The 21,153-nt window shown below is 70.6% G+C and carries 17 protein-coding genes; 9 read left to right on the top strand and 8 right to left on the bottom strand.

Annotated features, from left to right (window positions below; genetic code table 11):
- Positions 1-18: 18 nt before the first annotated feature.
- Entirely contained in the window at positions 19-1,782 is a 1,764-nt protein-coding gene (gene aspS, locus ACIQVL_RS17165; RefSeq protein ID WP_403475666.1) for an aspartate--tRNA ligase, read from the bottom strand.
- A gap of 174 nt (positions 1,783-1,956) precedes the next feature.
- Between aspS and ACIQVL_RS17160 the strand changes: the two genes are divergently transcribed.
- A complete protein-coding gene (locus ACIQVL_RS17160; protein WP_403428674.1) occupies positions 1,957-4,068 on the top strand; it encodes a SpoIIE family protein phosphatase in 2,112 nt (703 codons plus the stop codon).
- Positions 4,069-4,095: 27 nt separating this feature from the next.
- Here the strand turns inward: ACIQVL_RS17160 and ACIQVL_RS17155 are convergent, their stop codons facing one another.
- From ACIQVL_RS17155 to ACIQVL_RS17140, 4 genes are all read right to left on the bottom strand, one after another.
- Complete coding sequence (locus ACIQVL_RS17155) at positions 4,096-5,127, bottom strand: AI-2E family transporter (RefSeq protein ID WP_403475665.1); 1,032 nt, start codon at positions 5,125-5,127, stop codon at positions 4,096-4,098.
- Between the two features lie 516 nt (positions 5,128-5,643).
- Entirely contained in the window at positions 5,644-6,621 is a 978-nt protein-coding gene (locus tag ACIQVL_RS17150; protein ID WP_403475664.1) for a pirin family protein, read from the bottom strand.
- A 113-nt stretch (positions 6,622-6,734) separates the two neighbouring features.
- Positions 6,735-8,690 carry an Ig-like domain repeat protein gene (locus tag ACIQVL_RS17145; RefSeq protein ID WP_403428667.1) on the bottom strand — a complete coding sequence of 652 codons (1,956 nt, stop codon included), beginning with the start codon at positions 8,688-8,690 and terminating at the stop codon, positions 6,735-6,737.
- 272 nt (positions 8,691-8,962) lie between these two features.
- Positions 8,963-9,445 carry an SseB family protein gene (locus tag ACIQVL_RS17140; RefSeq protein WP_181805049.1) on the bottom strand — a complete coding sequence of 161 codons (483 nt, stop codon included), beginning with the start codon at positions 9,443-9,445 and terminating at the stop codon, positions 8,963-8,965.
- Positions 9,446-9,621: 176 nt separating this feature from the next.
- On the opposite strand from ACIQVL_RS17140, the gene ACIQVL_RS17135 reads away from it, so the two are divergent.
- The 5 genes from ACIQVL_RS17135 (at position 9,622) to ACIQVL_RS17115 (ending at position 14,651) form a co-directional block, all read left to right on the top strand.
- Positions 9,622-11,448, top strand: a complete 1,827-nt coding sequence (locus ACIQVL_RS17135; protein ID WP_403428665.1) for an acyl-CoA dehydrogenase — start codon at positions 9,622-9,624, stop codon at positions 11,446-11,448.
- An 83-nt stretch (positions 11,449-11,531) separates the two neighbouring features.
- On the top strand, positions 11,532-12,830 hold the full coding sequence (locus ACIQVL_RS17130; RefSeq protein ID WP_403428663.1) for a M18 family aminopeptidase: 1,299 nt from the start codon (positions 11,532-11,534) through the stop codon (positions 12,828-12,830).
- A 77-nt stretch (positions 12,831-12,907) separates the two neighbouring features.
- Positions 12,908-13,156 carry a DUF6458 family protein gene (locus ACIQVL_RS17125; protein WP_352355642.1) on the top strand — a complete coding sequence of 83 codons (249 nt, stop codon included), beginning with the start codon at positions 12,908-12,910 and terminating at the stop codon, positions 13,154-13,156.
- 165 nt (positions 13,157-13,321) lie between these two features.
- Positions 13,322-14,428, top strand: coding sequence for a glycosyltransferase (locus ACIQVL_RS17120; RefSeq protein ID WP_403475663.1), 1,107 nt, complete (start codon positions 13,322-13,324; stop codon positions 14,426-14,428).
- 64 nt (positions 14,429-14,492) lie between these two features.
- Positions 14,493-14,651 (top strand): hypothetical protein, encoded by a 159-nt coding sequence (locus ACIQVL_RS17115; RefSeq protein WP_294008171.1) that lies wholly within the window; start codon positions 14,493-14,495, stop codon positions 14,649-14,651.
- Between the two features lie 99 nt (positions 14,652-14,750).
- On the opposite strand, the gene ACIQVL_RS17110 is transcribed toward ACIQVL_RS17115, so the two are convergent.
- Together ACIQVL_RS17110 and ACIQVL_RS17105 are read right to left on the bottom strand one after the other, a co-directional pair.
- Positions 14,751-16,574, bottom strand: a complete 1,824-nt coding sequence (locus ACIQVL_RS17110; protein ID WP_403428657.1) for an NHL domain-containing thioredoxin family protein — start codon at positions 16,572-16,574, stop codon at positions 14,751-14,753.
- 102 nt (positions 16,575-16,676) lie between these two features.
- Complete coding sequence (locus ACIQVL_RS17105; protein WP_403475662.1) at positions 16,677-17,522, bottom strand: calcium-binding protein; 846 nt, start codon at positions 17,520-17,522, stop codon at positions 16,677-16,679.
- Between the two features lie 266 nt (positions 17,523-17,788).
- Here ACIQVL_RS17105 and ACIQVL_RS17100 point away from each other — a divergent pair, with 266 nt between their 5' ends.
- Positions 17,789-18,283 (top strand): LURP-one-related/scramblase family protein, encoded by a 495-nt coding sequence (locus ACIQVL_RS17100; RefSeq protein ID WP_403428652.1) that lies wholly within the window; start codon positions 17,789-17,791, stop codon positions 18,281-18,283.
- Positions 18,284-18,318: 35 nt separating this feature from the next.
- Here the strand turns inward: ACIQVL_RS17100 and ACIQVL_RS17095 are convergent, their stop codons facing one another.
- Positions 18,319-19,140: a carbon-nitrogen family hydrolase gene (locus ACIQVL_RS17095; RefSeq protein WP_403475661.1), complete on the bottom strand. Its 822-nt coding sequence runs from the start codon at positions 19,138-19,140 to the stop codon at positions 18,319-18,321.
- Between the two features lie 182 nt (positions 19,141-19,322).
- Here ACIQVL_RS17095 and ACIQVL_RS17090 point away from each other — a divergent pair, with 182 nt between their 5' ends.
- Both ACIQVL_RS17090 and ACIQVL_RS17085 read left to right on the top strand, forming a co-directional pair.
- Positions 19,323-20,147: a maleylpyruvate isomerase family mycothiol-dependent enzyme gene (locus ACIQVL_RS17090; RefSeq protein ID WP_403428648.1), complete on the top strand. Its 825-nt coding sequence runs from the start codon at positions 19,323-19,325 to the stop codon at positions 20,145-20,147.
- A 115-nt stretch (positions 20,148-20,262) separates the two neighbouring features.
- Complete coding sequence (locus ACIQVL_RS17085) at positions 20,263-21,027, top strand: SAM-dependent methyltransferase (protein WP_403475660.1); 765 nt, start codon at positions 20,263-20,265, stop codon at positions 21,025-21,027.
- Positions 21,028-21,153 lie beyond the last annotated feature (126 nt).

Below are 21,153 nucleotides of genomic sequence, written 5' to 3'. Positions count from 1 at the left end.
GTGCTGTTTCTGCGTGCCCTACTTCGGCTGCGGCTTCCGGACGGAGAGGTGCAGTTCGCGCAGGCGGGTCTCCTCCAGCTCGGTCGGTGCGCCCATCATCAGGTCCTGGGCGTTGCCGTTGAGCGGGAAGGCGATGGTCTCGCGGATGTTGGGCTCGTCGGCGAGGAGCATCACGATGCGGTCGACGCCCGGGGCGATGCCGCCGTGCGGAGGGGCGCCGAAGCGGAACGCGCGGAGCATGCCGGCGAACTCGCGCTCGACGGTCTCCTCGTCGTAGCCCGCGATGCCGAAGGCCTTGAGCATGATGTCGGGCTCGTGGTTCCGGATGGCGCCGGAGGACAGCTCGACGCCGTTGCAGACGATGTCGTACTGCCAGGCGAGGATGTCCAGCGGGTCCTGGGTCTCCAGGGCCGCCATGCCGCCCTGGGGCATGGAGAACGGGTTGTGCGAGAAGTCGATCCTCCCGGTGTCCTCGTCCTTCTCGAACATCGGGAAGTCGACGATCCAGCAGAACCGGAAGACGTTCTCCTCGAAGTGCCCGGCGCGACGGGCCGCCTCGACCCGGACCGCGCCCATGATCTTGGAGACCTCGTCGAACTCGCCCGCGCCGAAGAAGACCGCGTGCCCGGCGGCCAGCTGGAGCCGCTTGGTGAGCTCGGCGACGTTGTCCTCGGTGAGGAACTTGGCGATCGGGCCGGTCAGCGAGCCGTCCTCGCCGACGCGGACCCAGGCCAGGCCCTTGGCGCCCTGCGAGACGGCGTAGTCGCCGAGCTGGTCGAAGAACTTGCGGGGCTGGTCCTGGACCGCCGGGACCGGCAGCGCGCGCACGTGCTTGCCGGCGAAGGCCTTGAACTCCGAGCCCTCGAAGATGTCGGTGATGTCGACGAGCTCCAGCTGGGCGCGGAGGTCCGGCTTGTCGGAGCCGTACTTCAGCATCGCCTCGCGGAACGGAATCCGCGGGAAGGGGGAGGTGACGTGGCGGCCGTTGCCGAACTCCTCGAACAGCTCGGTCATGAGCTGCTCGATGGGCCGGAAGACGTCCTCCTGCTCGACGAAGCTCATCTCGACGTCGAGCTGGTAGAACTCGCCGGGCGAGCGGTCGGCGCGGGCGTCCTCGTCGCGGAAGCAGGGCGCGATCTGGAAGTAGCGGTCGAAGCCGGAGATCATCAACAGCTGCTTGAACTGCTGCGGGGCCTGCGGCAGGGCGTAGAACTTGCCCGGGTTCAGGCGGGAGGGGACCACGAAGTCACGGGCGCCCTCGGGGGAGGTCGCGGTGAGGATCGGGGTGGCCATCTCGTTGAAGCCGAGGGCGACCATCTTGTGGCGGATGGCGGAGATCACGGCCGTACGCAGCATGATGTTGCGGTGCATGCGCTCGCGGCGAAGGTCCAGGAAGCGGTACTCCAGGCGCCGCTCCTCGTTGACCCCGTCCTCGGTGTTGATCGTGAACGGCAGCGGGGCGGCCGCGCCGAGCAGCTCGACCTCGCCGACCTCGACCTCGACCTCGCCGGTGGGCAGGTCGGCGTTGATGTTCTCGGTTCCACGTGAAACAACGCGGCCGTCGACGCGGACCGTGGACTCCTTGGAGAGCCTGTCCAGGGCCTCGTACGCGGGGGTGCCGGGGCGGGCGACGAGCTGCGTGATGCCGTAGTGGTCGCGCAGATCGATGAAGAGGATGCCGCCCAGGTCGCGCCGATTGTGCAGCCAGCCACTCAGCCGGACGTCGGTGCCGACGTCAGAGGCGCGGAGCTGGCCGCAGGTGTGGGACCTGTACCGATGCATCGTCGGGTGTTCCTCTTCTTCGTCTTCGTGGTCCGCCGAGGTGCTCCCCTCGACCGGGACGGGCACGGGGCCCGGACCCATCAAGGGTACCGGGCACCCAAAGATCGGCTCCCCACCATTAATGCGGCTCTGAAACAGTGGCACTCTGCGATCTCATCTTCTTAAAGTGGGGCAATGCGAACTGGCGAGCCCCTGCCCGCCGTGGAGGACGTCCTCGCCGCCCTCGCGACCGGGCTGTGGCACTGGGACACCGCCACCGGGCTGGTCACCGCGGACGCGGAGGCGGCCCGGCTCATCGGGCTGCCGGCCGAGCCGTCCGTCCTGTCGGAGGCACTGGTCCGGTCACGTTTCCACCCCGTGGACTGGAACGAGAACACCAGCATCACCCGGCTGGCCGCGGTCGAGGGCACCCTCGGGGAGGTCCGGCTGCGGGTCATGGACGAGCAGGGCCGGCTGATCCGCACCGTACGCAGTCGTTTCCGGCCGGTGTACGACTCCGAGGAGCGCGTGTACCGGGTGACCGGCACCATCCAGGAGGTCTCCGAGCCGTCCCCCGGCACCGCCGTGCAGCATCCGGTCACCGGCGACTGGCGGCGCTCCCGGGAGGCGTTCCTGCTGGACGCGGGCCGGGCGCTGGCCGAGGCGCGGTCCACGGAGGAGGTGCTGCGGGTCGCCGCGGGCCTGTCGATGCCCGGGTTCTCCCCGGACGGGCTGGTCGTCTTCGGGGTCAAGGGCGACCGGCTGATGATGATCGGCCACCACGGCCAGCAGATCGACGAGGACAGCCCCTTCAGCAGCATGCCGCTGGACACGGACTACCCGGCGGCCGAGGTGGCCCGGACCGGCCGGGCCGTCTACCTCTCCTCCGCCGACCAGTACAAGGCCCGCTACCCGGTGACCTGGCCGCTGGCCGAGCGCTTCGGCCGGCAGTCCTGGGCGTTCCTGCCGCTGACGGTGGCCGGGCGGACCATGGGCGCCTGGATGGCGGGCTTCACCTACCAGGTGTCCTTCACCCCGGACGAGCGGTCCGTGCTCACCACGGTGGCCCGGATGCTGGCGCAGGCCCTGTCCCGGGCCGGCATCGCCGACTCGGAGCGGGAGCTGACGGACGGCCTGCAGCGCTCCATGCTGCCGACGCTGGGCCCCGAGATACCCGGCATGGACACGGCCGCCCGCTACATACCGACCGGCGGCGGGCTCCAGGTGGGCGGCGACTGGTACGACATGATCCCGCTGCCGTCCGGGCGGCACGCCCTGGTCATCGGGGACGTCCAGGGCCATGACGTACGGGCCGCGGGCCTGATGGGTCAGCTGCGGATCGCGCTGCGCGCCTACGCCTCCGAGGGCCACCGCCCGGATGCGGTGCTCTCCCGGGCCTCCCGTTTCCTGCACGGGATCACCTATGCCGAGGACGATGCCGACCTGCGCTTCGCGACCTGCCTGTACGTCGAGGTGGATCCGGCGACCGGGGTGCTGGAGATCGCCCGTGCGGGCCATCTCGACCCGGCGATCCGGATGGCCGACGGCACGGTGCTGCGGCGGCCGACGGCGGGCGGGCTGCCGCTCGGCATCGACCCGGACGCCGACTATCCGACGACGCGGTTCGCCCTCGAACCCGGCGAGACCATGATGATCTGCACCGACGGGCTGATCGAGACCGGCGGCCACGACATGGAGAGCGGCTGGCAGCGGATCCGGGCGATCATGGAGGAGCACGGCGACGCCGACCTGGAGAAGCTGGCCGACGGCCTGGTCCAGGCCGTGCACGGGCCCTCCTCGCACCACACCACCGGGCCGCTGGCCGACCGCCGCGAGGACGACATAGCGGTCCTGCTGCTGTCCCGGCCGGGCACCTGCCGCGGCGACGCGGCACTCGCGGTACGGCCACGGGTCCGGCGCACCCTGCTGTCGGTGGCCCAGGACGAGCCCGAGCGGGTCGCCGAGGCCCGCCAGCATGTCCGCGAGCTGCTGCACGACTGGGGTTCGCCCGACCAGGTCGACTCGGCGGTGCTGCTGGTCTCCGAGATGCTCACGAACGTCCTCGTCCACACCGACACGGACGCGCTGCTGCTCGCCGAGGTCTCCGGCGAGGCCCCCGAACGGCGGCTGCGGGTCGAGGTCACGGACGCCGGCGACGACCTCCCGCACAAGCGCCGCCCCGGCGAACTGGCCTCCTCCGGCCGCGGCCTGGTCCTGACCGAGATCCTGGCGGACGCCTGGGGCGTCGACCCGCGCGGGCAGGGCAAGAGCATCTGGTTCGAGCTGTACGAGGCCGGCACGCCGTAGCGGGCGACGTCGTCCGGCCGGTGACCTCTAGCCGGTGGCGTACCGGGCGCGCAGTTCGTGTACGACCCCGAAGGCGGCCGCGGTGAGCGGTACGGCCAGCAGCATGCCGAGGATCCCGGCGACGGAGGCTCCGGCCGTGATCGTCAGCATCACCACCGCCGGGTGCATCTGCACGGTCCGGCTCTGGATCATGGGCTGCAGCACGTGCCCCTCCAGGACCTGCACGGCGAGTACGACGCCCAGCGCCCACAGCGCGATGACGAAGCCGCGGTCCGCGAGGGCGACCAGGACGGCGACGGCGCCGGAGATGAAGGCGCCGAGGTAGGGGATGTAGGCGCCGACGAGGACGAGCGCGCCGAGCCCGACGGCCCCCGGTACGCGCAGGACCAGCAGGCCGACGGTGATGCAGACGGCGTCGATGAACGCGATGACGGTGGTGCCGCGCATGAACCCCTCGATGCCCTCGAAGGCTCGGCGGGCCATGGCCTCGACCACGTCGGCGCTGGAACCCGGTGCGACGGCCCTGATGGTGCCGACGACCCGGTCCGAGTCGCGCAGGAAGAAGAAGACGAGGAGCAGCGCGAGGACGGCCATGGCGATGCCCTCGCCGACCACGCTGACACCGCTGATGACGTTGGAGGCGGCGGTGCCGCCGAACTTGGCGAGCAGGTCCCTGGCGCTGCCGGCCAGGTCGCCGACCGAGGCTCCGGCGGCGCCGAAGTGCTTGGCGAGGGACTTCGCGGCCTGTTTGAGGGAGGCGACGATCTGGTCGCCGGTGTCGACGAGGGCCGCGACCACGATGTAGACGGCACCGCCGGCGACGGCGACGACCGCGACGCAGGTGAGCCCGGCGGCGAGGGAGCGGTGCACGCCGACCCGTACCAGCCGCCGGTACAGCGGGCCGAGCAGGGCGGTGCCGAGCAGGGCGAGCAGGACCGGGGTCACCGCGGTGCGGAACTCGGCGCAGAGCCGGATGCCGACGTAGCCGACCCCGGCGGCCAGCAGCAGCACGGCACACCACGCGGCGAAACGGCGCACGGGCTCGGGCAACAGCTGCACGAGTCCTAGCGGACCATGCGAGGCCGATGCATGCCCCGCCGTACACCCCCTGCCGGGTGAACGCCCCCTCACCCGCCGTACCAAGGGGCTCCGCCCCCTGGACCCCCAGGACCTCCACCCACCCACCACCCGACTCGGCCGATGAAGAGGCGAGGTCGAAAAGAGAGGGCGGAGACGACTCGGCCGATCAAGACGCGAGGTCGAAAGGCGGGCGGAGGTGGCTCGGGCGGTGAAGGCGCGAAGCCGAAAGCAGAGGGCGAAGGCGACTCGGCCGATCAAGACGCGAAGCCGAAAGCAGAGAGCGAAGACGACCCGGCCGATCAAGACGCGAAGCCGAAAGCAGAGAGCGAAGACGACCCGGCCGATCAAGACGCGAAGCCGAAAGGAGGGGGTGGAGGTGGCTCGGGCGGTGGAGACGCGAGGGGAACAGGGGGCGAGGGGGTGGAGGTGGTTCGGGGGTGGGAGGTGGGAGGCCTGGCGCTTGGGGGCGTCAGGCCTCTCGGGCGGCTTGTCTGCTTACGCCTGGGGGCCGGTCTCCGTCATGCCGTGTACCGCCGGGATCGTGCCCAGGCGGCCCTTCTGGAAGTCCTCGAAGGCCTGCATGAGCTCGTCCTTGGTGTTCATGACGAACGGGCCGTAGTGGGCCATCGGCTCGCGGATCGGCTGTCCGCCGAGCAGCACGACCTCCAGGTCCGGCGTGTGCGAGTCCTGCTTCTCGTCCGCGCGGACGGTGAGGGAGGAACCCGCGCCGAAGACGGCGGTCTGGCCGAGGTGGATCGGGCGGCGCTCGGCGCCCACCGAGCCCTTGCCCGCCAGCACGTAGGCCAGGCCGTTGAAGTCCTCGCGCCAGGGCAGCGTGACCTCGGCGCCGGGGGCGACGGTCGCGTGGATCATCGTGATCGGGGTGTGGGTGATGCCGGGTCCGGCGTGGCCGTCCAGCTCGCCCGCGATGACGCGCAGCAGTGCACCGCCGTCGCGGGTCGTCAGCAGCTGCACCTGGCCGCCGCGGATGTCCTGGTACCTCGGCGCCATCATCTTGTCCTTGGCGGGGAGGTTCACCCACAGCTGGAGGCCGTGGAAGAGACCGCCGGACATGACCAGCGACTCCGGCGGCGCCTCGATGTGGAGGAGGCCCGAGCCGGCTGTCATCCACTGGGTGTCGCCGTTGGTGATGGTGCCGCCGCCGCCCTGGCTGTCCTGGTGGTCGAAGATGCCGTCGATGATGTAGGTGACGGTCTCGAAGCCGCGGTGCGGGTGCCAGGGGGTGCCCTTGGGCTCGCCCGGCGCGTACTCCACCTCACCCATCTGGTCCATCATGATGAACGGGTCGAGGTGGCGGTAGTTGATCCCCGCGAACGCCCGGCGCACCGGGAAACCCTCGCCCTCGAAACCGCTCGGCGCGGTCGTGACGGCGAGCACGGGACGGGCCACGGCGTCGGCCGGTGCGGCCACCCGAGGCAGAGTGAGCGGGTTCTCGACAGTCACTGCAGGCATGTTGGCTCCTCCTTGTGCGCCCAGTTTAGTTGAGCGTTGAACTTTCCGCCACCGTCAACGGAGAAGGCCCGGAGGACATTCCCTCCGGGCCCGGTCATTCCCCGATCGGTGGATCAGTTGCTGAAGTAGAGGTAGTTCCACGCGCCGTAGGTCGTGGAGTTCACGGTGTCGCCGGACGAGCCGTTGACGTACACCGACCGCATCCGCGCCCGGATGCCGGACTCGCCGGGGGCGTCGAACTGCACGGACGTCTTGCCGCTCGTGCCGAGCCTGAAGTACTCGGAGTCCGTCTGGTACCACTTCCCCTGGTAGTAGATCTCCAGGTCCAGGCGGTGCTCACGGCCCGGGTAGTAGGTCATGGTCGTGTTGAACACCGGGCCGGTGTTCTTGTGGAACCAGCGGTACGACGTCGAACCGATCTTCGCCGTCTTGTAGTACTTGGAGAGCGAGGTGGAGATCTTGACCCGTGCGTACGCCGTGGCCTTCACGGTCTTCGGCGCGTAGCGGCCGTCCCCGTCGAAGACCGCGGAGACGGACGTGTCGCGGGTCATGTCCACCCAGGCGGTGAGGTTCCCGTGGGAGTCCACCTTGCCGGACCTGATCAGCTTCTTGCCCTTGTCGGCGCCGAAGGGGTCGGCGTAGATCTTGACCGAGCGGTTCTTGTACGTCGTCCCCAGGTGCGCGGTGAACTTCACGTCGGCGCCGTAGTTGTACAGCTTGCCGTTGTTGTTCAGGCTCAGGCTGGTGCCCGCGCGCGAGACCGCGACCTTGTCCGAGGCGGTGGCCGCGGTGTGGCCGGCGTCACCCGCGTAGGCCACCTTGTAGGTGACCGTGCCGCCGGCCGGCGGGGTGTCCGCGAAGGAGTACGTGCCGTCCGCCTTGACGGTGACGGCGGCGAGCGCCTTCCCGCTGGGGCTCTCGACGTCGGTACGGGTCACGGAGAGCCTGGCGCCGGCGGGCAGCGGGACCGTCGCCGAGAGCTTGCCGGTGACGGTGAGCTTCTTCGCGCGGGGCGCCGAGCTCGGGGCGTTGACCGTGAGCGTCGGCACGTTGAGCGTCGGCTGGGTCAGGGCCCTGAGCGTGAAGCTGGTGCCGCCGTTCGGCACCAGCGCGAAGATCCGCGAGGCGTCCGGCGCCCAGCGCAGGTTTCCGGCGGCGTAGTCGGTGGTGCCTGCGGAGTAGGTGCGCAGCGGCGTGGTGGCGTCGGGCCGGTAGACCGCGACCTTGCCGGCGTTGAACTGGGCGACCAGCCCGTTCGGCCCGATGTCGGCGCTCCACGCGCCGGGGTAGGAGCCGGCCTTGCTGAACTTGCCGTCCGCCCACGCGTCCCGGTCGGTGCCGTTGACCAGCACCTGGTCGGCGCCGGGGACGAGGTCGATGTCCCCGATGCCGTTGTTCAGGGTGTAGTCGCCGAAGTACCAGGCGGTGGCCTTGGGGGCGCCGTCCGACACGTCGAGGACGGCCATGGAGTCGGTGGAGATGCCGGTCTGGCCGACGGCCAGCACGCCCGGCCGGCTCGGGTCGGTGTCCAGCAGCGCCTGGCCCCACAGGCCGACGGAGGTGCCGTCGGTCGGGAACTGCGCCATCGCCACCGGGTCGGTCCCGCCCGCCGGGTCCACCGACGGGTCGATGGAACCGATGTCGCCGTCCCACTGGTCGCCGTACGAGAACCACGCCTTGCCGCCGGTGAAGGCCAGGTGGCGGGGGCCGGTGTCGGTCGGGATGCTGTACGTGGTCTTCACGTCCAGCGTGGCCGGGTCCAGGGCGAGGATCTGGTGGGTGTTGGGCACGGCCGCGTACAGGGTGCTGCCGTCGTCCGACAGGGCCAGGTCGCTGACGCTGCCCAGGCCGGCGTTCGAGTCGACGAGGGTGCCGTTGTAGTCGGAGGCGAGGATCCGGCCGTTCGCCGCGTCGCCGACGAACACCCGCTGGAGCGGGCCGTCCACGACGAACCCGCCGATGTTGGTGACGCTGGTGGCGGCCGCCGAGGCGGTCCCCGCCGCCACGACGCTCAGCGCCGCCGAGCTGAAGACGACCGCGAGCGCCGTCGCGACCGAAGTGCTGCGCATGCGCACAGTGATGAAACCCCCAGTGAGAACCCGGGTTCGCCGGGTGGATGAGAGCGCCGCGCGACATCCGTGCACGACCGCGGAAGAGCGGTTGCGCGCGGGGCGCGGCTGCCAGGGGCCAGCCTATGGCATGGCTGTGACAAACAGGGCCCGAGTTTTCAGAGGGCAGAAGGACAGCGCCCCACAAGGGGCGCGAGGAACTGCGCGACCAGCCACGACGGGGCCGCGGTCAGCACACGACCCGACTGCACATCTCGGCGCCCCCGACGGAGTCAGCCGTACATCCGCCGCATCGCGAAGTCCACCATCTGCTCGACCGCCTTGGCGTCGAAGACCATCCGGTGCTCGCCCTCCATGTCCAGGACGAAGCCGTAGCCGGTCGGAAGGAGGTCGATCACCTCCGCGCCGGTGATCACGAAGTACTTGGACTCCTTGCCCGCGTACCGGCGCAGTTCCTTCAGCGAGGTGAACATCGGGATCACCGGCTGCTGGGTGTTGTGCAGGGCCAGGAACCCGGGGTTGTCGCCGCGCGGGCAGTACACCTTGGACGTGGCGAAGACCTGCTGGAAGTCCTCGGCGGTCACCTGACCGGTGGTGAAGGCGCGCACCGCGTCCGCGAGCGAGGGCGGGGACGGCTCGGGGTACAGCGGCGCCTGCTGGCCGTACCCGCCGAGGCCGCCGGCCATCTGCTGCTGCGACGAGGCGTACTGCTGCTGCGCGGCCCCACCGTCCATGGGCTGGCCGTATCCATACATGCGCGCAAGCCTACCGAGACACGCGGCGTCCGCGAGAAGGTAGACCCTTCTCACACTTCACCCGATGGGGGTTGCGTCTTATTACCGACGGGTAGCATCATCGGAGCTACTCGTTGGTATGTGAAAGCTTGCGCGAGGATTCAGTGCCTCGCCGATCCGGATACGGAGCCGTCACCATGGGGCACTACAAGTCCAACCTCCGCGACATCGAATTCAACCTGTTCGAAGTGCTCGGGCGCGACAAGCTGTACGGCACCGGCCCGTTCGCCGAGATGGACACCGACACCGCGAAGAGCGTCCTGGAGGAGCTGACCCGGCTCGCCGAGAACGAGCTCGCGGAGTCCTTCGCCGACGCCGACCGCAACCCCCCGGTCTTCGACCCGGAGACCAACACCGCCCCGGTCCCGGCCTCCTTCAAGAAGAGCTACAAGGCCTTCATGGACTCCGAGTACTGGCGCCTCGGCCTGCCGGAGGAGATCGGCGGCACGACCGCTCCCCCGTCGCTGATCTGGTCGTACGCGGAGCTGGTCCTCGGCGCCAACCCGGCCGTGTGGATGTACTCCTCCGGCCCGGCGTTCGCCCGCATCCTCTTCGAGGAGGGCACCGAGGAGCAGCAGAAGTGGGCCCAGATCGCCGTGGACCGCACCTGGGGTTCGACCATGGTGCTCACCGAGCCCGACGCGGGTTCGGACGTCGGCGCCGGCCGCACCAAGGCGGTCCGGCAGGAGGACGGCTCCTGGCACATCGAGGGCGTGAAGCGCTTCATCACCTCGGGTGAGCACGACATGGAGGAGAACATCCTCCACTACGTCCTCGCCCGTCCCGAGGGTGCCGGTCCCGGCACCAAGGGCCTGTCCCTCTTCCTCGTCCCGAAGTACCTGTTCGACTTCGAGACCGGCGAGCTGGGCGAGCGCAACGGCGTCTACGCCACGAACGTCGAGCACAAGATGGGCCTGAAGGCCTCCAACACCTGCGAGATGACCTTCGGCGACCGCCACCCGGCCAAGGGCTGGCTGATCGGCGACAAGCACGAGGGCATCCGCCAGATGTTCCGGATCATCGAGTTCGCCCGGATGATGGTCGGCACGAAGGCCATCTCCACGCTGTCGACGGGCTACCTGAACGCCCTGGAGTACGCCAAGGAGCGCGTCCAGGGTCCGGACCTGGCGAACTTCCTGGACAAGAGCGCGCCCAAGGTCACCGTCACCCACCACCCCGACGTCCGCCGCTCGCTGATGACGCAGAAGGCGTACGCCGAGGGCATGCGCGCCCTCGTCCTCTACACCGCCTCGGTCCAGGACGCGATCGCGGTCAAGGAGGCGAACGGCGAGGACCCGAAGTCCGAGCACGCGCTCAACGACCTGCTCCTGCCGATCGTCAAGGGCTACGGCTCCGAGAAGGGCTACGAGCAGCTCGCCCAGTCGCTGCAGACCTTCGGCGGCTCCGGGTTCCTCCAGGAGTACCCGATCGAGCAGTACATCCGCGACGCCAAGATCGACACGCTGTACGAGGGCACCACCGCCATCCAGGGCCAGGACTTCTTCTTCCGGAAGATCGTCCGCAACCAGGGCGCGGCGCTGAACTCCCTCGCCGAGGACATCAAGAAGTTCCTCGCGCTGGGCACCGGCGGCGAGGAGCTGGCGGGCGCCCGCGAGCACCTCGCGAAGGCCGCCGTCGAGCTGGAGGCGATCGTCGGCCTGATGCTGACCGACCTCGCGGCCACCGAGCAGGACGTCAAGAACATCTACAAGGTGGGCCTCAACACCACCCGCCTGCTGCTCGCCTCCGGCGACGTGATCGTCGGCTACCTGCTGCTCAAGGGCGCGGCGGTCGCCGCGGAGAAGCTGCAGACGGCGTCGAACAAGGACAAGGCGTTCTACACCGGCAAGATCGCGGCGGCGAAGTTCTTCGCGGCCAACGTGCTGCCGGGCGTCACCCTGGCCCGCAAGATCGCGGCCGACGTCGACCTCGACCTGATGGAGCTGGACGAGGACGCTTTCTGACCGTCCCGGCCGACCGAGTCCGCCGCGGTGGCCCGCTCCCTGTCCGGGGGAGCGGGCCACCGTACGTCGTTAAGGTGAAGCACATGAGCGAACCCTCCCGCTTCGATCGCGGCCACACCGACGACCTGATGTCCTTCCTCGCGGCCGGCCCCACCCCGTACCACGCCGTGGCGAACGCCGGTGCACGGCTGGAGAAGGCCGGTTTCCGGCAGGTCGCCGAGACGGACGCCTGGGACGGCACCGCAGGTGGCAAGTTCGTGCTGCGCGGCGGCGCGATCATCGCCTGGTACGTCCCGGAGGGCGCGGCGCCCCACACGCCGTTCCGGATCGTCGGCGCCCACACCGACTCCCCCAACCTGCGGGTGAAGCCCCGCCCGGACACCGGGGCGCACGGCTTCCGGCAGGTCGCCGTGGAGATCTACGGCGGACCGCTCATGAACTCCTGGCTCGACCGGGACCTGGGCCTGGCCGGCCGGCTCAGCCTGCGCGACGGCTCCACCCGCCTCGTCGACGTGGACCGGCCGCTGCTGCGGGTCCCCCAACTCGCCATCCACCTCGACCGTTCGGTCAGCAGCGAGGGTCTCAAGCTCGACAAGCAGCGCCACCTCCAGCCCATCTGGGGCCTCGGTGACGACGTCCGCGACGGCGACCTGATCGCCTTCCTGGAGCAGGAGTCGGGCCTGCCGGCCGGCTCGGTCACCGGCTGGGACCTGATGACCTACCCCGTCGAACCGCCCGCCTACCTGGGCCGCGACCAGGAGCTGATGGCCGGCCCCCGGCTGGACAACCTGCTCTCCGTGCACGCCGGTACGGCGGCGCTGGCGGCCGTGGCGGCGGGCGGCGCCGGGCTGCCCTGCATCCCCGTCCTCGCCGCCTTCGACCACGAGGAGACCGGCTCCCAGTCCGACACCGGCGCGGACGGTCCGCTGCTCGGCAGCGTGCTGGAGCGCTCGGTGCTGGCGCGCGGCGGGTCGTACGAGGACCGGGCGAGAGCTCTGGCGGGCACCGTCTGTCTCTCCTCCGACATGGGCCACGCCGTCCACCCCAACTACGCCGAGCGCCACGACCCGACGCACCACCCCCGCGCCAACGGCGGCCCGATCCTCAAGGTCAACGTCAACAACCGCTACGCCACGGACGGTTCGGGCCGGTCGGTCTTCGCCGCCGCCTGCGAGAAGGCCGGGGTCCCGTTCCAGACCTTCGTCTCCAACAACTCGATGCCCTGCGGTACCACGATCGGCCCGATCACCGCGGCCCGGCACGGCATCCGGACCGTCGACATCGGCGCGGCCATCCTCTCCATGCACAGCGCCCGCGAACTGTGCGGCGCCGACGACCCGTTCCTGCTGGCGAACGCGCTGGTGGCGTTCCTGGAAGGCTAGTTGCACATGGCCCGCCCGCCCCTGGGTACCCGGAGTGGACCGGAACCACCACCGAACCTGAAGGGGAGGAAACGCTCATGGGGCTCGGCGGGTGCATCATCCTCATCGCCGTGGGGGCCATCCTCACGTTCGCGACCGACTGGCACATGAACGGCGTCAACCTCGACGTCGTCGGCCTGATCCTGATGGCCGTCGGCATCATCGGCGTCGCCACGTTCAGCAGCATCGCAAGCCGCCGGCGCGTCATGGTGCCGCCGACGACAGTGGTCGAGGAGGAACGGCACCATCACCACCGTGACGGATACGGCGACGGGTACGGCGTGTAACGGACACCACCGGACCCACAGGGTCATCACAGGCAACCGTGAGCAATCCGTTACAGCGTTCAACTACCGGAGTTGTACAGATTTCGTGAAGACTTCGATCACCGACGGGTCCGGAAGATCGGCTTCCGGACCCACCGAGGTCTTCACGACAGGGGGTACCGAGCCGTGCGCCGTCACGCCACGCGCCGTGCCCACGCCGCGCCCGAGGAACCGGGCGACAGACCCAGACTCGCCGTCCTGATCCCGGCCCACAACGAGCAGGAACGTATCTCCGCCGCGATCGACGGCCTCTGGGAACAGACCCGGCGCCCCGACCTGATCGTCGTCGTCACCGACAACTGCACCGACGACACGGCCGGCGTCGCCGCCGCCCACGGTGCCCAGGTCTTCCCCACCCAGGGCAACACCCACAAGAAGGCCGGTGCCCTCAACCAGGCCATCGCCTGGGTGCTGCCGCACCTGGACGACCGGGACCTGCTGCTCGTCCAGGACGCCGACACCGTCCTCAACCCCTGGTTCGTCGAGACCGCGCTCGCCACCTTCAACCGCAAGGTCGGCGCGGTCGGCGGCGTCTTCTACGGCGAGGACGGCGGCGGCTTCCTCGGCCTGCTGCAGCGCATGGAGTTCCACCGCTACGCCTGGGAGCTGGAGCGCACCGGCGGCAGGGCGCAGGTCCTCACCGGCACCGGCACGATGTTCCGCGCCCGCGTGCTGCGCGAGGTCCGCGCGGCCCGCCGCGCCGGCGAACTCGGCGGCGGCACCGGCTACTACAGCCTCGCCTCGCTCACCGAGGACGACGAGATGACCAAGGCGGTCAAGACACTCGGCTACCGGGCCATGTCCCCGGCGGGCTGCGCGGTCACCACCGAGGTCATGCCGACGCTCCCCAAACTCTGGCACCAGCGGCTCCGCTGGCAGCGCGGCGCGCTGGAGAACCTCCGCGACTACGGCTGGACCCGCGTCACCGCCCGCTACTTCATGCAGCAGTTCCTGATGGGGTTCGGCGCGCTGTCCTTCCTGGTCTACCTGACCTACATGGCCGCCTACACCTCGCTGTACGGCTGGCCGGGCCTGTCGCCGTTCTGGACGGCGATCGGCCTGGTCTTCGTCGTCGAGAAGACCGTCTCCGTACGGCGGGCCGGGCCGAAGGCCGTCCTGGTCGCCGCGCTGATGGTCCCGGAGATGGTCTACGACCTCTTCCAGCACGCCGTCTACTTCTCCTCGCTGTGGGGGCTGGTGCGCCGCAGCGAGGAGAAGTGGGTGGCGACGTGAGCCCGTTGCCGGGCACCCTCACCGACCCCGCCCCCCACATGGCACCCCTCAGAGGAGAAGCACGATGTACGGACGAGTGATCGGCGCGGGCACGGCCGGTGCGGGCGGGGCGACCCTGGCCGCCACCGGGCTCTGGATCAACAGCATGGCGATGGTGGTGGCGGCCACGACGCTGGTGGCGGCCGGGGTCGCGGTGTTCAAGCTGGTGCCGCGGAGGCGGTAGCCGGTCGCTTTTCGGGCACGGGTGCGTGGGGGCTGGTCGCGCCCCGCGGCGGTAGCCGCATATGCGATACAGCCCCGCGCCCCTTACGGGGCGTTGTTCTCAGGCGTCCTGATCCATCCCGGCCAGGACCAGGGGAAGCCGGTTCGCCCCGCTCTCCGTGATCCGCACCGGAACTCCCCAGTCCTGCTGGTGCACATGGCAGGCCGGATATTCGTTGGCCTCGTCGTCGTCGCAGCTGGCGGCCATCGCCGAGACGTGCAGGACGCCCTCGGTGATCGCCGGGTTCAGGTCCAGCTCTCTCGACAGGTCGGTGTCGGCGCCCTCGCCCTTGAGAAGGAGCTCCGGCGGGGTCGAGGAGACCAGGAGCCGGGTCGACGGGCCGTAGCGGGTGTCCAGCTTCTGGCCCGCCGGGGCCTGGAAGACCACGTCCAGCCGGAGGCTGCCCGGGGCGACCTCGGTCGCGGCGCGCTGGGTGCGGTGGGCGACCGACTCCACCCGGACCGCCTCCTCGGGCAGCCGCAGCCGGGTCAGCCGGTGCCGGGCGGACTCGACCACCACGATGTCGTCGCCGGCCAGCACCGCGTCACTGGGCTCCCGCAGGTCCGTCGCCAGGGTGGTGACCTCGCCGGTCGCCGGGTCGTAACGGCGCAGCGCGTGGTTGTAGGTGTCGGAGACCGCGACCGAGCCGTCGGGCAGGGCCGTGACGCCCAGCGGGTGCTGGAGGAGGGCCTGCCCGGCCGCGCCGTCCCGGTGGCCGAAGTCGAAGAGTCCGGTGCCGACGGCCGTGTGGACGTGCCCGTCCGGGTCGACCCAGCGCAGGGCGCTGGTCTCGGAGTCGGCGAGCCAGAGGCGGTCCGCGGTGGCCGCGAGGCCGGACGGCTGCGCGAACCAGGCCTCGGCGGCCGGGCCGTCCACCAGCCCCTCGTTGGTGGTGCCGGCGGCGACGGCGACCGTCTCGCTCCGCGGGTCGTACGTCCACAGCTGGTGCACGCCCGCCATGGCGATCCACACCCGGCCGCCGAAGACCGCCACGTCCCAGGGGGAGGACAGGTCGATCCCGCGGGCCGGACCGGAGGTCGGGGAGCCCTGCCACCACTGCCGGCCGGTGCCGGCGAGCGTGCTCACCTCACCGGTGGCCGGGTCGAGCCGGCGTAGCGCGTGGTTGACGGTGTCGGCGACGACCACCGAGCCGTCGTCGAGGAGTGCGAGGCCCTGCGGCTCGTTGAAGGCGGCGGTGTCCGCCGTGCCGTCGGTGAAACCGCGGGTGCCGGAACCGATCCGCCGTACGACCGTCTCCGCGTCCTCGGCCAGCTCCACCAGCTGGTGCCGGGTGGTGTCGCTGACCAGGAAGTTCCCCGAGGGCAGCAGCAGGGCCTTGCCGGGGAAGCGCAGGGCGGTCGGCTCGGGCTCCGGCGCCACGTACGGGCCGTCGCCGCGGCGCAGGGTGCCTTTCGCCTCGTGCTCCGCCTCCAGCTCCTCGACCAGCCGCGCGATGGCGTGCGCGTGCCCCTCGCCGGCGTGCTGGGCGACGACGTACCCCTCCGGGTCGATCACGACCAGCGTCGGCCAGGCCCGGACCGCGTACTGCTTCCAGGTCGCGAGCTCCGGGTCGTCCAGCACCGGGTGCTCCACGCCGTACCGCTCCACGGCGTCGACGACCGCCCGGTGCTCCGCCTCGTGCACGAACTTCGGCGAGTGCACCCCGACGATCACCACCGTGTCCCGGTGCTGCTCCTCCAGCTCGCGCAGCTCGTCGAGGACGTGCAGGCAGTTGATACAGCAGAAGGTCCAGAAGTCCAGGATGACGATGCGTCCTCGCAGGTCCGCGAGGGTGTACTGCTTGTCGCCCGTGTTCAGCCAGCCGCCCTTGCCGATCAGCTCGGGGGCACGGACACGTACGCGTCGGGGTGCGGAGTGGGTCATGGCTCCAAGGGTGTCACCTGTCTCCGACAGCCGCTCAGACGCCTGTGGACAACCTCCCAGGCGCCTGTGGACAAGCCTGCCAGGCGCCTGTGACGGCCGGTCTCAGTCCTGGTGGATCACGTCCGTGCCGGGGCCGCCGGACAGGGTGTCCCGGCCGGCTCCGCCGTACAGCCTGTCGTTGCCGCTGTTGCCGTACAGCCTGTCGTTGCCGCTGTTGCCGTACAGCACGTCGTTGCCCGTGCCGCCGTACAGGGTGTCGTTCGCGGTACCGCCGGTGATCGTGTCGTTGCCGGCGTCGCCGGACAGGTACTGGGCCCCGCTGCCGCCGTGCAGCTTGTCGTCGCCCTTGCCTCCCTGGACGATGTTGTCGCCGCCGCTCGCGTTGATCGTGTCGTTGCCGTCGCCGCCCCAGGCCAGGCCCTCCGCGCCGACGGTGACGGTGTCGTTGCCCGCGTCGCCCGAGACGTAGGCACCGTCGAGGCGGCCGGAGTCGGTGGCCTTGTCGTTGCCCGCGCCGAGTGAGATCTGGGCGTAGAAGTAGATCTGGCCGGTGGCGTTCTTGTAGGCGAGCGTGTCGTTCCGGTCGCCGAGGCTCACGATCAGTGCGGCGTACGGGTCCTGACTGTCCACGAGGGTGACCCTGCAGGAGACCTTGGTGTGGTCCGTGCTGTCGGGGTAGGAGCAGTCGTGGCCCGCACTGATCGGGACGACGTCGTCGATCACGTAGACGATGCCCGTGCGGTCCGCCGTGAGCGATGCGGTGACGGTGGCCTTGTTGGCCTGCCCGGCGGCAGCCTTGTAGGTGAGCTGCCAGTCGTACTGGTTGACCGCGGCGGTGGCGGAGGGCGTGGCCGCGGCGGCGGTGCCGGCCAGGGCGAACGGCGCGGCCAGGACCGTGCCGAGGGCGAGGGCCGCAACGGCCGTACGCACATGAGACATACGGGTCATACGAGGTACCTCCATGAGGAACGGGAACGCACGGGTCGTCAGTGACGGCTTGCGTACCGTTCGACACGGAACCCTCGCCCCGGGTTGGGCGACATTCGTGCCAATACGGGAAGTTCACCTGCGGGACACCTGTCCGCCCGGCGGATTTCGGCCCGGTGCAGGCCGGTCGGACTTCGGGACACCGGGCAGGGCCGGTGGCGACGAGCGCCCGGCGGTTCGGCCGACCGAACGGTGATGTCCGGCGCCCGGCGGGGAACGGTAGCGGTATGAGATTCCTGGTACGCGACCGGCTCCTCGGCTTCGGCGAGGACTACTGGATCGAGGACGAGCGCGGTGACAAGGTCTTCCTCGTCGACGGCAAGGCCATGCGGGTGCGCGACACGTTCGAGCTGAAGGACCGGCACGGGCGCGTGCTCGTCGACTTCCACCAGAAGATGTTCGCCCTGCGCGACACCATGGTGATCGAACGCGAGGGCGAGCCCTTGGCGACCATCAGGCGCAAGCGGCTGTCGCTGCTGCGCAACCACTACCGGGTGCGCCTGGCCGAGGGCACCGAACTCGACGTCAGCGGCAAGATCCTCGACCGGGAGTTCGCCGTCGAGTACGACGGCGAACTGCTGGCCGTGATCTCCCGGCGCTGGCTGCACGTGCGGGAGACCTACGGCGTCGACGTCGTACGGGACGACGCGGACCCGGCGCTGCTGATCGCGGTGGCGGTGTGCGTGATCCACCTCGCCGACAAGGAACGGGAGGGGGACTAGGGGACCAGGGGGTTAAGGGACCAGGGGCTGGGGGGCTAGCGCCGGCGCGGCGGAGCCAGGCCGAGGAGGCGGTCCTTGAGGGCCGGGAACTGTTCGCGGGTCGCGGCGACCCTCGCAGGGTCGAGGTCGACGGTGAGGATCTCCTCGCCGGCGCCCGCCTCGGCCAGCACCTCGCCCCACGGATCGACCACGATCGAGTGACCGGCCTGCGGAACTCCGGCGTGCGTCCCGGCCGTTCCACACGCGAGCACGAACGCCTGGTTCTCGACCGCCCGCGCCTGGGCCAGCAGCGTCCAGTGCGCGCGTCGCCGCTCGGGCCAGCCCGCCGAGACCACGAGCGTCTCGGCACCGGCGTCGACGAGTCCGCGGAAGAGTTCGGGGAAACGGAGGTCGTAGCAGGTGGCCACGCCGAGTGTGGTCCCGGGCAGCCGGACCGTCACCAGCTCCTGTCCCGCGCCCATCAGCACCGCCTCGCCCTTGTCGAAGCCGAAGCGGTGGATCTTGCGGTAGGCCGCGGCCAGCTCACCGGAGGGGGAGAAGACGAGAGCCGTGTTGTAGAGGGGGCCCTCCCCCGCGGCGGAGCCGCTGTCGGCCGGAGCCCGCTCGGGGATCGAGCCGGCGTGCAGCCACACGCCCGCGTCGCTCGCCGCCTTCGCCATCGCTTCGTACGTCGGGCCTTCGAGCGGCTCCGCCTCCGTGGCGAACTCCTCGTAGGCGAACGCGCCCGTCGTCCACAGCTCGGGCAGTACGACGAGATCGGCGTCCGTCTGCTCGCGCACCAGTGCGGTCACGCGCTGCCGACGAGATTCGACCGACTCACCCTCGTTTACGTCGATTTGAAGGAGCGAGGCGCGCACACTACCACCGTCCTGGCATTCGAGCCGTCCACACGGGCCTACGATCGTCACACGAAAGCACTGCCGGGGTGCCTCACAGCAGCGTAACTTAGCGTCTCAAGACACCCGCCGACAGCAGCCACCTCCCACTGGCAGCGCCGCCACAACCTGCCCGAGTACCGACCGCCGAGGGGTCCCGTTCCGTGAGTCTGCATCCCACCCTCCAGCCCTACGCCGACGCTTGGACCCACTCCATCGAAGCGATATCCGAGCTGGTGACGCCGCTCGTCGAGGGCGAGTGGAACCGGCGGACCCCGTGCCCGGGCTGGTCGGTACGGGACGTGGTCTCCCACGTCATCGGCCTGGACTGCGAGATGCTCGGCGACCCGCGCCCCATCCACACCCTGCCGCGCGACCTCTTCCACGTCACCAACGACCAGCAGCGCTACATGGAGATGCAGGTCGACGTCCGCCGCCACCACACCGCGCCGGAGATGACCTCCGAGCTGGAGTACGTGATCATCCGCCGCAACCGCCAGCTGCGGAACGAGTCGCGGGACCCGGGCGCCAAGGTCCGCGCCCCGCTCGGCAGCGAGCTCACCCTCGAAGAGTCGATGCGCGGCCACGCGTTCAACGTGTGGGTGCACGAGCAGGATCTGCGGGCCGCCCTCGGACGCCCCGGCAACCTCGACTCCCCCGGCGCCCACATCGCCCGCGACGTGCTGCTCGCCGAGCTGCCGGCCGTCGTCGCCGAGAAGGCGAACGCCCCGCGCAGCTCGGCGGTCGTCCTGGACGTGCACGGCCCCGTCGAGTTCATGCGCACCATCCGCGTCGACATCCAGGGCCGCGGCACCCTCGAATCGGCTCCCGCCCTCGGACCCGCCGCCACCTTCACCCTCGACTGGGAGACCTACGTCCGCCTCGCCTGCGGCCGCACCACCCCGGACGCGGTCGCGGACCGGGTGAAGGCGGAGGGCGAACCGGAGCTGACGGCGGCGATCCTGCGCAACTTCACGGTCACGCAGTAGGACACGCAGCAGCACACGCAGCAGCACACGCAGTAAGAATCGGGAAAGAAGCGGGAGCGGGGTGCGCCGGTAATTCGGTGCCCTGCGACGGTCGTCACGACCTATCTTTCCCGGCATGACCTCAGCCACCGCACCCCAGGGCGACCTCCCGCCCCGTCTCACCCGGCTCACCTTCCACGGCCCGCTCTCCGAGGCACGTGCGACCGCGATGGTACGGCGCCTCGCGGGCACGCGGCCCGGCAGCGTGCTGGACATCGGCTGCGGCTGGGGCGAGTTGATGCTCCGGCTGCTGGCAGCCGTGCCGCAGGCGCACGGCGTCGGAGTGGACGTGAACGCGGGGGACCTGGAGCGGGGCCGGCGGGCCGCCGGGGCGAGGGGGCTGACCGGCCGGGTGGAGTTCGCCGAGGAGTCGGCGGTGGGCACCGGCCGGGGCCCGGCCGACGTGGTGCTGTGCCTCGGGGCGAGCCAGGCGCTGGGCGACGATCTCGGGCCGGCCCTGCGGGAGCTGCGGCGGCTGGTGGCCGACGGCGGGCGGGTCCTGCTCGGCGAGGGTTTCTGGCAGCGCACGCCGACCGAGGCGGAGCTGGCCGGGATGTGGCCGGGCGCCTCGGCCACCGACCACCACGACCTGGCCGCCCTGGTCGACCTCGCGGTGGCCGCCGGCTTCCGCCCGGAGTGGATCGAGACGGCGAGCCTTGCGGAGTGGGAGGAGTTCGAGTCGGCCTACCAGGCGGACACGGAGGTATGGCTGGCGGCCAACCCCGCCCACCCCCTGGCGACGGAGACCCAGGCCCGCCTGGACGCCCACCGCGCGGCCTGGCTGACGTACCGCGGCGTACTGGGGCTGGCCTACCTGACCCTCGTACCGACGGCGACCTGATCCCGCACGGGGAAAGCCGGGCGAGAAAAGCGGCACAGCGGCACAGCGGCATACGGAAAGCCACCGACGGCGACCGTCCCCACAGGTCGCCGAGCCTCTCCGTCGACGGTGCACGGGCGGTGCGCG

This window comes from Streptomyces sp. NPDC090499, assembly GCF_044769305.1.
GTDB lineage: Bacteria > Actinomycetota > Actinomycetes > Streptomycetales > Streptomycetaceae > Streptomyces.
The sequence above is the reverse complement of the archived record's forward strand: the minus strand, read 5'-3'. Positions and strand labels throughout refer to the sequence as shown.

Bases quoted from the DNA above. Each gene is read 5' to 3' on its own strand.
- aspS (WP_403475666.1), bottom strand. From the start codon at position 1,782: ATGCATCGGTACAGGTCCCACACCTGCGGCCAGCTCCGCGCCTCTGAC.
- ACIQVL_RS17160 (WP_403428674.1), top strand. From the start codon at position 1,957: ATGCGAACTGGCGAGCCCCTGCCCGCCGTGGAGGACGTCCTCGCCGCC.
- ACIQVL_RS17150 (WP_403475664.1), bottom strand. From the start codon at position 6,621: ATGCCTGCAGTGACTGTCGAGAACCCGCTCACTCTGCCTCGGGTGGCC.
- ACIQVL_RS17145 (WP_403428667.1), bottom strand. From the start codon at position 8,690: ATGCGCAGCACTTCGGTCGCGACGGCGCTCGCGGTCGTCTTCAGCTCG.
- ACIQVL_RS17140 (WP_181805049.1), bottom strand. From the start codon at position 9,445: ATGTATGGATACGGCCAGCCCATGGACGGTGGGGCCGCGCAGCAGCAG.
- ACIQVL_RS17135 (WP_403428665.1), top strand. From the start codon at position 9,622: ATGGGGCACTACAAGTCCAACCTCCGCGACATCGAATTCAACCTGTTC.
- ACIQVL_RS17130 (WP_403428663.1), top strand. From the start codon at position 11,532: ATGAGCGAACCCTCCCGCTTCGATCGCGGCCACACCGACGACCTGATG.
- ACIQVL_RS17125 (WP_352355642.1), top strand. From the start codon at position 12,908: ATGGGGCTCGGCGGGTGCATCATCCTCATCGCCGTGGGGGCCATCCTC.
- ACIQVL_RS17115 (WP_294008171.1), top strand. From the start codon at position 14,493: ATGTACGGACGAGTGATCGGCGCGGGCACGGCCGGTGCGGGCGGGGCG.
- ACIQVL_RS17110 (WP_403428657.1), bottom strand. From the start codon at position 16,574: ATGACCCACTCCGCACCCCGACGCGTACGTGTCCGTGCCCCCGAGCTG.
- ACIQVL_RS17105 (WP_403475662.1), bottom strand. From the start codon at position 17,522: ATGACCCGTATGTCTCATGTGCGTACGGCCGTTGCGGCCCTCGCCCTC.
- ACIQVL_RS17100 (WP_403428652.1), top strand. From the start codon at position 17,789: ATGAGATTCCTGGTACGCGACCGGCTCCTCGGCTTCGGCGAGGACTAC.
- ACIQVL_RS17085 (WP_403475660.1), top strand. From the start codon at position 20,263: ATGACCTCAGCCACCGCACCCCAGGGCGACCTCCCGCCCCGTCTCACC.